The organism is Burkholderia sp. RF2-non_BP3 (genome assembly GCF_001522185.1).
Taxonomy (GTDB): domain Bacteria; phylum Pseudomonadota; class Gammaproteobacteria; order Burkholderiales; family Burkholderiaceae; genus Burkholderia; species Burkholderia diffusa.
Genome location: NZ_LOSU01000024.1, coordinates 14,613 through 28,045, shown reverse-complemented (window position 1 = coordinate 28,045; position 13,433 = coordinate 14,613). Strand labels below are relative to the sequence as shown.

Annotated in this window: 11 protein-coding genes; 8 read left to right on the top strand and 3 right to left on the bottom strand. The window is 67.3% G+C overall.

Features of this window, described 5'->3' with window-relative positions; all coding sequences use genetic code 11:
* Positions 1-74 precede the first annotated feature (74 nt).
* The 8 genes from WS45_RS09470 (at position 75) to WS45_RS09435 (ending at position 11,779) form a co-directional block, all read left to right on the top strand.
* On the top strand, positions 75-1,079 hold the full coding sequence (locus WS45_RS09470; RefSeq protein WP_059531428.1) for an ABC transporter substrate-binding protein: 1,005 nt from the start codon (positions 75-77) through the stop codon (positions 1,077-1,079).
* Positions 1,080-1,200: 121 nt separating this feature from the next.
* Positions 1,201-1,998, top strand: a complete 798-nt coding sequence (locus tag WS45_RS09465) for an ABC transporter ATP-binding protein (RefSeq protein WP_059531344.1) — start codon at positions 1,201-1,203, stop codon at positions 1,996-1,998.
* Positions 1,999-2,022: 24 nt separating this feature from the next.
* The gene (locus WS45_RS09460) at positions 2,023-2,880 is read left to right on the top strand and encodes an ABC transporter permease (protein WP_107938093.1); all 858 of its coding nucleotides are present in this window, start codon (positions 2,023-2,025) and stop codon (positions 2,878-2,880) included.
* Positions 2,881-2,953: 73 nt separating this feature from the next.
* Entirely contained in the window at positions 2,954-4,321 is a 1,368-nt protein-coding gene (locus WS45_RS09455; protein WP_059699554.1) for a sensor histidine kinase, read from the top strand.
* A gap of 12 nt (positions 4,322-4,333) precedes the next feature.
* A complete protein-coding gene (locus WS45_RS09450) occupies positions 4,334-5,011 on the top strand; it encodes a response regulator (protein WP_059531350.1) in 678 nt (225 codons plus the stop codon).
* Between the two features lie 255 nt (positions 5,012-5,266).
* The gene (locus WS45_RS09445; protein ID WP_059699551.1) at positions 5,267-6,397 is read left to right on the top strand and encodes a porin; all 1,131 of its coding nucleotides are present in this window, start codon (positions 5,267-5,269) and stop codon (positions 6,395-6,397) included.
* Between the two features lie 328 nt (positions 6,398-6,725).
* The gene (locus tag WS45_RS09440; RefSeq protein WP_059699549.1) at positions 6,726-8,744 is read left to right on the top strand and encodes a site-specific DNA-methyltransferase; all 2,019 of its coding nucleotides are present in this window, start codon (positions 6,726-6,728) and stop codon (positions 8,742-8,744) included.
* On the top strand, positions 8,744-11,779 hold the full coding sequence (locus WS45_RS09435) for a type III restriction-modification system endonuclease (protein ID WP_059699547.1): 3,036 nt from the start codon (positions 8,744-8,746) through the stop codon (positions 11,777-11,779). The genes WS45_RS09440 and WS45_RS09435 overlap by 1 nt, the downstream gene beginning before the upstream one ends.
* A gap of 227 nt (positions 11,780-12,006) precedes the next feature.
* On the opposite strand, the gene WS45_RS09430 is transcribed toward WS45_RS09435, so the two are convergent.
* The 3 genes from WS45_RS09430 to WS45_RS09420 form a co-directional block, all read right to left on the bottom strand.
* A complete protein-coding gene (locus WS45_RS09430) occupies positions 12,007-12,381 on the bottom strand; it encodes a hypothetical protein (RefSeq protein WP_059531362.1) in 375 nt (124 codons plus the stop codon).
* Positions 12,382-12,605: 224 nt separating this feature from the next.
* Positions 12,606-12,860, bottom strand: a complete 255-nt coding sequence (locus WS45_RS09425; protein ID WP_059699545.1) for a hypothetical protein — start codon at positions 12,858-12,860, stop codon at positions 12,606-12,608.
* Between the two features lie 56 nt (positions 12,861-12,916).
* A complete protein-coding gene (locus WS45_RS09420) occupies positions 12,917-13,219 on the bottom strand; it encodes a hypothetical protein (RefSeq protein WP_059531368.1) in 303 nt (100 codons plus the stop codon).
* Between the last annotated feature and the right edge of the window lie 214 nt (positions 13,220-13,433).

Sequence of the window (13,433 nt, the reverse complement as noted above, 5' to 3'; positions counted from 1 at the left end):
TTCGCCTCCCTATACTCGTCAGGACGATGCAGCAAGCATCGCGCCATACGAATACAACGAAGGAGACGACCCCGATGCGACCCATCCTGCGCACCCTCGCCGTTGCAGCCAGCCTGAGCTGCGCGCTCGCCGCTCACCCCGCCTTCGCCGACGACGGCGGCAAGGTCACGATCATGGTCGGCGGGATCGCCAAGCTGATCTACCTGCCCGCGCGGCTCACGCAGGAGCTCGGCTACTTCAAGGCGGAGGGGCTCGACGTCGAACTGCTGTCGCAGCCGGCCGGCGTCGATGCCGAGAACGAGCTGCTGGCGGGCGCCGTGCAGGGCGTCGTCGGCTTCTACGACCATACGATCGACCTGCAGAGCAAAGGCAAGGAAGTGAAGGCGATCGCCGTGTTCGGCCAGGTGCCGGGCGAGGTCGAGATGGTGTCGACCAAGGCCGCCCCCACCTTCAAGTCGATGGCCGACGCGAAAGGCAAGACGCTCGGCGTGACGGGCCTCGGCTCGTCGACGAGCTTCCTCACGCAATACCTCGCGCTGCAGCACGGCGTGCCGTCGACGCAGTACACGATGCTGCCGGTCGGCGCCGACGCGAGCTTCATCGCCGCGATCAAGCAGGGTCGCATCGACGCCGGGATGACGACCGAGCCGACGGTGTCCGCGCTCGAGAAGATGGGCGACGCGAAGGTGCTGGTCGACCTGCGCACGCTGGAAGGCACGCGCGCCGCGCTCGGCGGCACCTATCCGGCCGCGAGCCTGTACGTGCAGTCGGCGTGGGCCGATTCGCACAAGGCCGAAGCGACCAAGCTCGCGCACGCGTTCGCGAAGACGATGCAGTTCATCCACACGCACAGCGCGGAGGAAATCGCCGCGAAGATGCCGGCCGACTATCAGAAGGACAAGGCGCTGTATGTGTCCGCGCTGAAGGCATCGCTGCCGATGTACACGGCCGACGCGAAGATGCCGGCCGACGGCCCTGCGACGGTGCTGAAGGTGCTGTCGGCGTTCAACCCGTCGGTGAAGGGCAAGCACATCGACCTGGCGCGCACCTACACCAACGATTTCGTGAACGCGAAGTAATCGAGAGCGATACAGGCGCCGGCGGCGGCGATCCCGCCGCCGCGCGTTCCCCGTTCCGGCCCGGTTGACCGGCCCGGCGTCGCCACGATGCGGCGCCCTCCTCACCCGCAGGACGAATGCGATGAATCAGGCAGTTTCCCCGAGCACACCGGCGATCGAGTTTCGCAATGTGTCGTGCCGCTTCATTTCGCCGGAAGGCAAGGCCACCGTCGCGCTGCGCGACTTCAGCATGAACGTCGCGCGCGGCGAGTTCATCGCGATCGTCGGGCCGACCGGCTGCGGCAAGTCGACCACGCTGAACCTCATCACCGGCCTGCTCAAGCCGGCGTCGGGCGAGGTGCGCGTGATGGGCCGCCCGGTCGACGGCATCGACCCGCGCATCGGCTTCGTGTTCCAGGCCGACGCGGTATTCCCGTGGCGCAACGTGATCGACAACGTCGCGGCGGGCCCGCTGTTTCGCGGCCGCTCGAAGGACGTCGCGTACGCGCAGGCCGAGGAATGGATCCGCAAGGTCGGCCTCGACAAGTTCACGAAGCACTACCCGCATCAGCTCTCCGGCGGGATGCGCAAGCGCGTCGCGCTCGCGCAGACCTTCATCAACCAGCCGGAAATCCTGCTGATGGACGAGCCGTTCTCGGCGCTCGACATGCAGACGCGCACGCTGATGCAGGACGAGCTGCTGCAGTTGTGGTCCGCGAACAAGGGCTCGGTCGTGTTCGTCACGCACGACCTCGAGGAGGCGATCGCGCTCGCCGACCGCGTGTTCGTGCTGACCGCACGCCCCGCGACGCTCAAGCGCGTGTACGAGATCGACCTGCCGCGCCCGCGCGTCACGTCGGAGATTCGCTACGACACGCGCTTCATCGAAATTTCCAAGGACATCTGGCACGACCTGCGCGAAGAAGTGCAGATCGGCTGACAGCAGCAAGGACAGGACAGGAGCATGACCGACATGACGCTTCCCCCCACCGCCATTCCGGCAACGTCGCTCGAGGACGAGTCGCGCGCCGCTCAAACCCGGCTGCGCCGCCGCCGGCAACTGATCATCGGCCTGCGGATCGCCGTGCTCGTCGTCGTGCTGGGCGGCTGGGAACTCGCCGCGCGGCTCAAGTGGATCGATTCGTTCTTCTTCTCGCAGCCGACGCTGATCTTCGCGCAGATCCAGGACTGGTTCGTCAACGGCACGTCGCAGGGGCCGCTGCTCACGCAGGTCTGGGTGACGCTCGAGGAAACCACGATCGGCTTCCTGATCGGCTCGGTCGCCGGCGTGATCTGCGGGATCGTGCTCGGCCGCAACAAGCTGATGGCCGACGTGTTCGGCCTGTACATCCAGATCGCGAACTCGATTCCGCGCGTCGTGCTGGGCTCGGTGTTCGTGATCGCGCTCGGCCTCGGGATGGCGTCGAAGATCGCGCTGGCCGTCGTGATGGTGTTCTTCGTCGTGTTCGGCAACGCGTTCCAGGGCGTGCGCGAAGCCGACCGCTACCTGATCGCGAACGCGCAGATCCTCGGCGCGTCGCGCCGGCAGATCACCACGTCGGTCGTGATCCCGTCCGCGCTCTCGTGGATTCTCGCGAGCCTGCACGTGAGCTTCGGCTTCGCGCTGGTCGGTGCGGTCGTCGGCGAATTCCTGGGTTCCAAGCAGGGCATCGGCCTGCTAATCTCCACCGCCCAGGGCGCGTTCAACGCGAGCGGCGTGTTCGCGGCGATGATCGTGCTGGCCGTGGTCGCGCTGGCCGCCGACTATCTGCTGACCTGGCTCGAGAAGCGCCTGCTCAAGTGGCGCCCCGCCGCGTTCTGAGCAGCGCACGCATCGGATCACACGCCCGAACCGCGCCGGTTGCCCCGGCGCGGTTCGGCATTGAGGAGAAGGAATGGCGCACAGCCTGCGCGGGCGGCTCTTGTGGTGGCTGCTGCTGCCGCTCGCGGTGTTCGTGCTGATCGCGGGCGCGATGTCGTACGACACCGCGCGGACCACGGCCGGGCTCGTGCAGGACAGCGCGCTCGTCGCGTCCGCGCGCACGATCGGCGAGGACGTCGAATGGCGCGACGGCTATCTCGCGGCCGACGTGCCGCCCGCCGCGCTGGAGATCTTCGAGTCGCCGTCGGCCGATTCGGTCTACTACAAGGTGATCGACAGCCGCGAGCGGCTGCTCGCCGGCAATCCGGCGCTCGCCCTGCCCGAGCGGCACGGCATCGAGCCGACGCTGTACGACACGGCGCTCGACGACGTGCCGCTGCGCGCGGTGGTCTACGACCGCCAGCTGTACAACGAGGGCAAGATCGAGACGGTCACGGTGATCGTCGCGAAAACGACGCGCTCGCACGATGCGATGGTCGCGACGATCTGGCGGCCGCAGCTCGTGCGCCTGTCGCTGATGCTGGTGCTCGCGATCGTGCTCGTCTATCTCGGCCTCACGCTCGAGCTGCGCCCGCTGATGAAGCTGAAGGACGACGTCGCCGACCGCGGGCCGATGGAGCTGGAGCCGATTCGCCCGGAGCGGCTGCAACACGAGCTGCGGCCGATCGTCGACGCGATCAACCAGTGCATCGCGCGGCTCAATACGCACACGGCCACGCAGCGCCGCTTCATCGCCGACGCCGCGCACCAGTTGCGCACGCCGATCGCCGTGCTCGATACGCAGATCCAGTATGCGCGGCAGCGCGAGCACAACGACCGAGAACTCGCGTCGGTGCTCGACAGCATGCAGCGCAGCAGCCGCAAGATGGCCGACGTGACCGACAAGCTGCTGCTGCTCGCGCACGCGGAAGCGACGCCGTCGACGCTGCTCACGCATCGCGTCGATCTCGCCGCCGTCGTATCGAGCGTGCTGGAGGAAACGATCGTGCTCGCGCAGCAGCGCGACATCGACCTCGGCGCCGATCTCGGCGAACGGCTCGACGTCGCGGGCAGCGACAGCCTGCTGACCGCGCTGGTGATGAACCTCGTCGACAACGCGGTGCGCTATACGCAACCGGGCGGCTGTGTGACGGTCGCCGCGCGGCGCGACGGCGACGCCGTCGTGCTCGACGTGGTCGACAACGGCCCCGGCATTCCGGCCGAAGCGCGGCCGCACGTGTTCAAGCGGTTCTACCGCGTGTCGGCCGACACCGAAGGCTCGGGCCTGGGCCTCGCGATCGTCCGCGAGATCGCGCAGGCGCACGGCGGCAGCGCGTCGCTCGCGCCGGGGCCCGGCAATCGCGGTATCGTCGTGACCGTGCGGCTGCCCGCATACGCCTGAAGAGAAGTCGCCATGAAACTCCTGCTGGTCGAAGACAACGCCGAACTCGCGCACTGGATCGTGAACCTGCTGCGCGGCGAGGATTTCGCGGTCGATTGCGTCGGCGACGGCGAACGCGCGGACACGGTACTGAAAACCGAACGCTACGACGCGGTGCTGCTCGACATGCGGCTGCCCGGCATCAGCGGCAAGGAAGTGCTCGCGCGATTGCGGCGCCGCAACGACAACGTGCCGGTGCTGATGCTGACCGCGCACGGCTCGGTCGACGACAAGGTCGACTGCTTCGGCGCGGGCGCCGACGACTACGTGGTCAAGCCGTTCGAATCGCGCGAACTGGTCGCGCGGATCCGCGCGCTGATCCGCCGGCAGGCCGGTGTGGGCACGACGCAGCTCGTATGCGGCGATCTCGTCTATGCGTTCGGCACGCGCGAATTCCGTTGCGGCGACGCGGTGCTCGCGCTGCGCCGCCGCGAGCATGCGATTCTCGAAACGCTGATGCTGCAGCAAAACAAGACGGTGTCGAAGGCGCGGCTGATGGACAGCGTGTTCGCCCTCGACGACGAACCGAGCGCGGATGCGATCGACATCTATATCCACCGGCTGCGCAAGCATCTCGCGGGCAGCACGGCCGAAATCATCACGCTGCGCGGGCTCGGCTACATCCTGCGCGAGAAGAACGCGCAGGACTGACGGCCCCGCCTCCGGCGTCGATTCGTAGCACGTAACGTGTCGGCAGGCGCCCGCGCCCGCCCGCCTGCCCGATTCACGATTATTGCGCGTTCGGTGTTTTCACCGATCCGATTCTTTCCTCCGGGAAAGCGGCGTGAAGGATTTCACCCTCTACGATGCTACATGTCGGCCCCCTCGCTGTGGCCGGCAACAGCTGGCATACATTACGTACTGCCAACAAACAGATTTCAATGCGGCAGCTCGGAGGAGACGATCTTGAAACGAAAAACCCTTGCCCTTTCCATCGCGGCGGCAGGCCTGTGCGCCGGCACCCAGGCGCACGCGCAGTCGAGCGTGCAGCTCTATGGCCTGATGGACCTGAGCTTTCCGACCTACCGGACCCACGCCGACGCGAACGGCAATCATGTGATCGGCATGGGCAACGAGGGCGAACCGTGGTTCAGCGGCAGCCGCTGGGGCCTGCGAGGCGCCGAGGACATCGGCGGCGGCACGAAGATCATCTTCCGCCTCGAAAGCGAATTCGTGGTCGCGAACGGCCAGATGGAAGACGAAGGCCAGATCTTCGACCGCGACGCGTGGGTTGGCGTCGAGGACGAGCGCTTCGGCAAGCTGACGGCCGGCTTCCAGAATACGATCGCGCGCGACGCATCGGCGATCTACGGCGACGCGTACGGCTCCGCGAAGCTCACGACCGAGGAAGGCGGCTGGACCAACTCGAACAACTTCAAGCAGATGATCTTCTACGCGGCCGGTCCGACCGGCACGCGCTACAACAACGGCCTCGCGTGGAAGAAGCTGTTCAGCAACGGCATCTTCGCGAGCGCCGGCTACCAGTTCAGCAACTCGACCTCGTTCGCGACCGGCTCCGCATACCAGGTCGCGCTCGGCTACAACGGCGGGCCGTTCGCCGTGTCGGGCTTCTACAACCACGTGAACCACAACGGCTTCAGGAACCAGACGTTCTCGGTCGGCGGCGACTATTCGTTCAGCATCGTGCGCCTGAATGCCGGCTACTTCCGCTACAACGGCGACCAGGGCTCGCTCGGCCAGCGCCACGACGATTCGTGGACCGTGTCGATGAAGATCGCGCCGAAGGGCGCGCTCGACTACGAGCTCGGTTATCAGCAGATGCGCATCAAGAACGCCGCGTACAACGCCGACGGCTTCACGCCGAATGCGAACCTCGGCGCGTTCAGCCTGACCAACGGCGTCGGCAACGGCTTCAAGGAGACGATCTACGGGTCGGTGTTCTATCACCTGAGCAAGCGCACCGAACTGTATCTGGCCGGCGACTACATGAAGCTGCATGGCGGCTACAAGGTGTCGTCGACGTTCGGCGCGAAGAACCAGCTCGAACTGACCTCGGGCATCCGCACGCGCTTCTGACCCTGCGGCCGGGGCGCGCCGCGCCCCTTCGTTCGGGATTCTCCATGCGGGCACGCCGGCGCATTGCGCCGACCGTGCCCTTTTTTTCGTCGTTTTTCGGCCCGTGCGGGGCCCCCGTGACACGGCGGTCGGCCGGCGCCGCGACAACCGGCCCGAAGCCGCTTGCGGCCCATGGGACGGGCGATCGCGGCCGATGCACGCACGATCGCCTCACATCGGTGCTTGACCTGCGCCGACCGACTCGCTAGCGTTTCGGGTTTGCCCGGGTGGCCATTGCCGCCGGTGCCGTGAGTGCGCCCGACGTCCTGGCGCACGCGGCCGGGCTCCGATGGAAAAAACGATGCAGAAACTCGATGCGGCGAGCCCGCAGGCGATGTCGACGGATTTCACCGCCGACAACGTCGCGCGCCTGAAGGCGCTGTTCCCCGAACTCGTGACCGAAGGCCCGGACGGCGCGTCGGTCGACGTCGACGTGCTGAAGGCGCTGGTCGGCGAGCGCACCGTCGGCGACGCCGACGAGCGCTACGGCTTCCACTGGCACGGCAAGCGCAGCGCGCGCCAGGCCGCGCTCACGCCGTCGACGGGCACGCTGCGTCCGTGCCCCGGCGACAGCGTCGCGTGGGACGACACGCGCCATCTCGTGATCGAGGGCGACAACCTCGACGTGATGAAGCTGCTGCACAAGAGCTATGCGGGCAAGGTGAAGCTCGTCTACATCGACCCGCCGTACAACACCGGCAGCGATTTCGTCTATCCGGACGACTTCAGCGACAGCATCCGCCACTACCTGGCGATGACGGGCCAGACCGAAGGCGGCGTGAAGCGCAGCACCAACACCGAGGCGAACGGCCGGTTCCACACCGACTGGCTGAACATGATGTACCCGCGCCTGAAGCTCGCGCACGCGCTGCTGTCCGACGAAGGGCTGATCGCCGTGCACATCGACGAGCATGAAGTGCACGCGCTCGTGCTGATGCTGCGCGAGATCTTCGGCGAGGAGAACGAGCTCGGCGTCGCCGTGTGGGACAAGCGCAACCCGAAAGGCGATGCGCGCGGCGTCGCGTACCAGCACGAATCGCTGGTGCTGTTCGCGCGCAACGCCGAGACGCTGCTCGAGCAGGCGCCGCTGAAGCGCCCGAAGCGCAACGCGCAGCGCATGCTGGATGCCGCGCACGACGCGGTGTACCGCAGCGGCAACGCGAAGGACGCGCAAAAGGCCTACCGCGCGTGGATGAAGGCGCAGACCAACCTGTCGGGCGGCGAGGTGATGTACGACCGGCTGTCGGCCGACGGGCGCGTGTACCGCCTCGTGTCGATGGCGTGGCCGAACAAGAAGAAGGCGCCGGAAGAGTATTTCACGCCGCTGATCCACCCGGTCACCGGCAAGCCGTGCGCGATGCCGGCGCGCGGCTGGCGCAACCCGCCCGCGACGATGCAGGCGCTGATCGAGCGCGGCCAGATCGAATTCGGTCCGGATGAAACCACGCAGCCGCAGCGGATCTACTACCTCGACGAGAACATGTACGAGAACGTGCCGTCGGTGCTGCCGTTCGCCGGCTCCGACGACGCGCTGCTGAAGACGCTCGGCATCCCGTTCGATCAGCCGAAGCCGGTCGATTTCGCGGCGGCCGTGATCGGCTGGTGCACGCGCGGCGACGACATCGTGCTCGACTGCTTCGCCGGCTCCGGCTCGACCGGCCACGCGGTGATGCAGGTGAACGCGACCGACGGCGGCGCGCGCCGCTACATCCTCGTGCAGCTGCCCGAGGCGCTCGACCGCCGCGACAAGACGCAGCTGGCGGCCGCCGATTTCTGCGCGAAGCTGAAGAAGCCGCTCACGCTCGCGGAAATCACGAAGGAACGCCTGCGCCGCACCGCGCAGCAGGTCGCGCGCGACTATCCGGAAAGCTATGGCGATCTCGGTTTCCGCGTGTACCGGCTCGACACGACCAACGTGATCGAGTGGGACCCGCGCCGCGACGATTTCGACCACGCGCTCTTCGCGTCCGTCGAGCACGTGAAGACCGGCCGCAGCGAGGACGACCTGCTCGCCGAGCTGACGCTGAAGCTCGGCCTCGACCTGTGCACGCCGGTCGGGCATCACCAGGTCGCGGGCAAGACCGTGCACCTGATCGGCCGCTCGATCGTCGCGTGCTTCGATGCGCGCATTTCGCGCGACGACGCGGGCCCGCTCGCCGACGGCATCGTCGAGCTGCTCGACGCGACCGGCGCGACGCGCGACGTCACGTGCCTGTTCCGCGACAGCGGCTTCGTCGACGACGTCGCGAAGCTCAATCTCGCCGCGCTGCTCGAACAGCACGGCGTGAAGCGCGTGCGGAGCCTGTGATGCGGCTGCATTTCGAAGCGGATCTCGACTACCAGCGCGAGGCGATCGACGCCGTCTGCGACCTGTTTCGCGGCCAGGAATCGTATCGCGGCGACTTCAGCGTGCTCGCGAACGCCGCGCCCGGCACGACGGCCGCCGCGCAAGGCTCGCTCGGCTTCGCGGTGTCGGAGCAAGGCGTCGGCAACCGGCTGTCGCTGACCGACGACGCGCTCGCGCGCAATCTCGCCGACGTGCAGCTGCGCGGCGGGCTGCCGCCGTCCGGCTTGCCCGGCTCGCGCGACTTCACCGTCGAGATGGAGACCGGCACCGGCAAGACCTACGTGTACCTGCGCACGATCTTCGAGCTGAACCGCCGTTACGGCTTCACGAAGTTCGTGATCGTCGTGCCGTCGATCGCGATCAAGGAAGGCGTGCACAAGACGCTTTCGATCACCGAGGACCATTTCCGCGCGCTGTACGCGGGCGTGCCGTACGACTATTTCCTGTACGACTCCGCGAAGCTCGGCCAGGTGCGCCACTTCGCGGCGAGCGCGGCGATCCAGATCATGGTGATGACGGTCGCCGCGATCAACAAGAAAGAGATCAACAACCTCTACAAGGACAGCGAGAAGACCGGCGGCGAGAAGCCGATCGACCTGATCCGCGCGACGCGGCCGATCGTGATCGTCGACGAGCCGCAAAGCGTCGACGGCGGGCTCGAGGGGCGCGGGCGCGAAGCGCTCGCCGCGATGGCGCCGCTCTGCACGCTGCGCTATTCGGCGACGCACGTCGACCGCCACCACATGGTGTACCGGCTCGACGCGGTCGACGCGTACGAGCGCAAGCTCGTCAAGCAGATCGAGATCGCGTCGGCGATCGTCGAGGATGCGCACAACAAGCCGTACGTGCGGCTCGTCGGTGTGTCGAACCGGCGCGGCGCGATCAGCGCGCGCATCGAGCTCGACGTCGCGACCGCGGCCGGCGTGAAGCGCCAGATCGTGTCGGCGACCGACGGCGACGATCTCGAACGCCTGACCAGGCGCGCGCTGTACGCGGGGCTGCGAATCGGCGAGGTGCATGCGGTGAAAGGTGCCGAATACGTCGAGCTGCGCCATCCGGAAGGCGAGGCGTTCCTGTCGCTCGGCGAGGCGTTCGGCGACATCGACACGCTCGCCGTGCAGCGCGAGATGATCCGCCGCACGATCCGCGAGCATCTCGACAAGGAATTGCGTCTGGCCGAGCGCGGCGTGAAGGTGCTGTCGCTGTTCTTCGTCGATTCGGTCGAGCGCTATCGCCGCTACGACGAAAACGGAATGCCCGTGAAGGGCGACTACGCGCTGATCTTCGAAGAGGAATATGCGCGCGCGGCGCGCGTGCCGGCCTACCGTGCGCTGTTCGACGGCGTCGACGTCGCGCTCGAAGTCGAGCGCGCACATAACGGCTACTTCTCGATCGACCGCAAGGGCGGCTGGACCGACACGAGCGAAAGCAGCGCCGCGGCACGCGAGAACGCGGAGCGCGCGTACGGCCTCATCATGCGCGAGAAGGAAGCGCTGCTGTCGTTCGACACGCCGCTGAAGTTCATCTTCTCGCATTCGGCGCTGAAGGAAGGCTGGGACAACCCGAACGTGTTCCAGATCTGCACGTTGCGCGACATCCAGACCGAACGCGAGCGTCGCCAGACGCTCGGCCGCGGGCTGCGCCTCGCGGTCGACCAGGACGGCGAACGCGTGCGCGACCCGGGCGTCAACACGCTCACCGTGATCGCGACCGAGCGCTACGAGTCGTTCGCGGAGAACCTGCAGAAGGAAATCGAGGCCGATACGGGCATTCGCTTCGGGATCGTCGAGGAACATCAGTTCGCGGCGCTGCCGGTGCAGGAAGGCGACGGGCCCGCGCACGCACTCGGCATCGAGCTGTCGCGCGTGCTGTGGGCGCATCTGCATGAGCAGGGCTACGTCGACGCGCAGGGCAAGGTGCTCGACCGGCTCAAGGATGCGCTGCGCCAGAGCGCGCTCGTGCTGCCCGTCGCGTTCGAGACGCTGCGCGCGCCGATCGTCGCGACGCTGCGCAAGCTGTCGGGCCGCTTCGCGGTGCGCAATGCGGACGAGCGTCGCGCGATCGCGTTGCGGCGCGATGCTTCGGGCAAGGCCGTCGTGTTCGGCGACGACTTCCGCGCGTTGTGGGACCGCATCCGCCATCGCACCGTGTACAGCGTCGAATTCGACAACGCGAAGCTCGTGCGCGATTGCACGGCCGCGCTGCGCGACGCGCCGGACATCGCACGCGCACGGCTGCAATGGCGCAAGGCCGAGATCGACATCGGCAAGGCCGGCATCGAGGCGATCGAGGTGGCGGGCGCCGGCACGGTGCTGATCGACGAAGGCGAGTTGCCGCTGCCCGACCTGCTCACCGAACTGCAGGACCGCACGCAGCTCACGCGCCGCTCGCTCGCGACGATCCTGGCCGACAGCGGCCGGCTCGACGATTTCCGCGTGAATCCGCAGCAGTTCATCGCGCTGGCCGCCGAGGCGATCAACCGCTGCAAGCGGCTTGCGCTGGTTGCGGGCATCGCGTACCGCAAGCTCGGCGAACGCCACGTGCATGCGCTCGAGTCGTTCGAAAGCGAGGCGCTGACCGGCTATCTGCGCAATCTGCGGCCCGATGCGCGGAAGTCGATCCACGAGGCCGTCGTGTGCGAGACCGACGCGGAGCGTGCGTTCGCCGATGCGCTCGAGGCGCACGACGGCGTGAAGCTGTACGCGAAGCTGCCCGCGTGGTTCCGCGTGCCGACGCCGCTCGGCAGCTATCACCCGGACTGGGCGGTGCTCGCGGAGCAGGACGGAGGCGAGCGGCTGTATTTCGTCGTCGATACGCCGAATGCCGACGGCGACGTGACGAGCGAGCACGAGCGCGCGAAGCTCGTGTGCGGCGACGCGCATTTCCGTGCGCTGGTGGACGGCGGAGAGGCCGCGCGATTCGTGCGCGTCAGGCAGGCCGATGCGTTGTTCGAGCCGGTCGCAGCCGTCGCGCCGCTGGCGGGCGCGGGACGCTGAAACGAAGGGCGGCGACGAGCCGCCCTTTTTTTCGTTTCATCGATCCGGCTGCGATGAATCCGCTTGTCATACGAATGAAAGCGATTCGTATCCTAGCGGGTTCGCGCGTGTGGTTACGGCTGGTTGCAAATCGGGGTCGATGCGATCGCGGTGCGCAGCACCTCCGTTTTCTCCCCGCCACGAAAAAGGGCGCCGAAGCGCCCTTTCTCCACATGCGTGCGCCGCAGTTACAGCGTGCGGCCGAATGCGTTGCGATGTGCGTGATGCGTGGACGTCGACGCATGCGCGGTATGGCCGTGCGTATGCGCGTGACCGTGACCCGGCTGCGTGCCTGCACGATCGGCGATCGTGTCGGAGCGGTCGGCTGCGCGTGCGAGGCCCTTGTCGCGGTCGCCCGCGTGCACGCTGTTCGAGTTGCTCAGTGCTTCGCCGCTCATGTGGCCGGCGGACATGCCGCCCGCGTTGCCACCCATGCCGCCGGCACCGTGACCACCACCGTTGCCGCCACCACCACCATTGCCGCCGGCTGCCGCATTCGCGGAAACGGCACCGAGTGCGAGGAGCGCGGCGGCCAGTACGGACAGATATCGTTGCGTTTTCATTGTTTGCTCCCTGGAGCGTGTTCGAATGATTGCATTCTAGGAACACGCGGTTTCCGCGCGACTCGACGTTGTAAATGATCGTAACGGTGTGCGAGATGCGCATTCGTCAGATCAATATGCGATATGCCGGTCGCGCGCGCGGACTGCGTGGCCGGCCGTCGTCGGACGAAGGGAGATGAAAGGCGGAAACGGCACCGTCGCGCCGTTTCCGCCGTTGTGCGCGCTTACTGCGCCGGCTGCACGCCCTGCGCGGTGGCCTTGCGCTGCGCCGCCACCTCCTGCTCGTGCTTCTTCGCCATGTGGTGGCCGACGATGCAGCCGCCGACCGCGCCGACCACGGCGTGATGTCCCGCGTAGTGGCCGGCGACGCCGCCCACCACCGCGCCCTTCATGCAGCCCGCCGCGTGCGCGCTGCCGATCGTTGCGAGCGCAACGACGGCGGCCGCCGCGCACGACCTGATGTGTCGAATGGGCATCATGCGATCACTCTCCTCTTGTCGTCGTGATCAGTATTCTCGTGAGCCGGTCGCCCGGTTCAGTTCCAGCGGCCGCGCCAGCCGTCGCCGTCACGCCAGGCGCGCTCGCGCCACTCGTGCTCGCGCCATTCACGGCGACGCCACTCGTGTTCACGCCATTGACGCGCACGCCAGTCGTCGTCGCGGTAACCCACCGGCGCGTACATCACCGGCGGAGGCGGCGCCACGTAGACCGGCGCCGGCGCCTCATAAACGCCCGGCACACCGATCCCGACCGACAGGTCGACATGGGCCGATGCGACACCCGAAGCTGCCAGCGCCGCTACACCGAGAACTGCACCGAGGATAAGTTTCTTGCTCATTTCGCGACTCCCTGCACGTGTCGTGCGTCATGTGACTACGGTTCGGAGTCTAGGCACCGGGCGCCGACACAGGTGAAACCGGTCTGCGAGACCGGTAACGGACGTTTACGGGGAGGCGCAAAGCCTTGCAGGACAAGGGTGGCGGGCGATTCGACACGCCGTTGCGACGGCGCATCGAATCGGCAAAGGCGGGAATTTTTGCCGAAAAGCGCGC

Excerpts from the sequence above, each read along its gene's own strand:
- WS45_RS09470 (WP_059531428.1), top strand. The coding sequence starts at position 75 with ATGCGACCCATCCTGCGCACCCTCGCCGTTGCAGCCAGCCTGAGCTGC.
- WS45_RS09465 (WP_059531344.1), top strand. The coding sequence starts at position 1,201 with ATGAATCAGGCAGTTTCCCCGAGCACACCGGCGATCGAGTTTCGCAAT.
- WS45_RS09460 (WP_107938093.1), top strand. The coding sequence starts at position 2,023 with ATGACCGACATGACGCTTCCCCCCACCGCCATTCCGGCAACGTCGCTC.
- WS45_RS09455 (WP_059699554.1), top strand. The coding sequence starts at position 2,954 with ATGGCGCACAGCCTGCGCGGGCGGCTCTTGTGGTGGCTGCTGCTGCCG.
- WS45_RS09450 (WP_059531350.1), top strand. The coding sequence starts at position 4,334 with ATGAAACTCCTGCTGGTCGAAGACAACGCCGAACTCGCGCACTGGATC.
- WS45_RS09440 (WP_059699549.1), top strand. The coding sequence starts at position 6,726 with ATGGAAAAAACGATGCAGAAACTCGATGCGGCGAGCCCGCAGGCGATG.
- WS45_RS09435 (WP_059699547.1), top strand. The coding sequence starts at position 8,744 with ATGCGGCTGCATTTCGAAGCGGATCTCGACTACCAGCGCGAGGCGATC.
- WS45_RS09430 (WP_059531362.1), bottom strand. The coding sequence starts at position 12,381 with ATGAAAACGCAACGATATCTGTCCGTACTGGCCGCCGCGCTCCTCGCA.
- WS45_RS09425 (WP_059699545.1), bottom strand. The coding sequence starts at position 12,860 with ATGATGCCCATTCGACACATCAGGTCGTGCGCGGCGGCCGCCGTCGTT.
- WS45_RS09420 (WP_059531368.1), bottom strand. The coding sequence starts at position 13,219 with ATGAGCAAGAAACTTATCCTCGGTGCAGTTCTCGGTGTAGCGGCGCTG.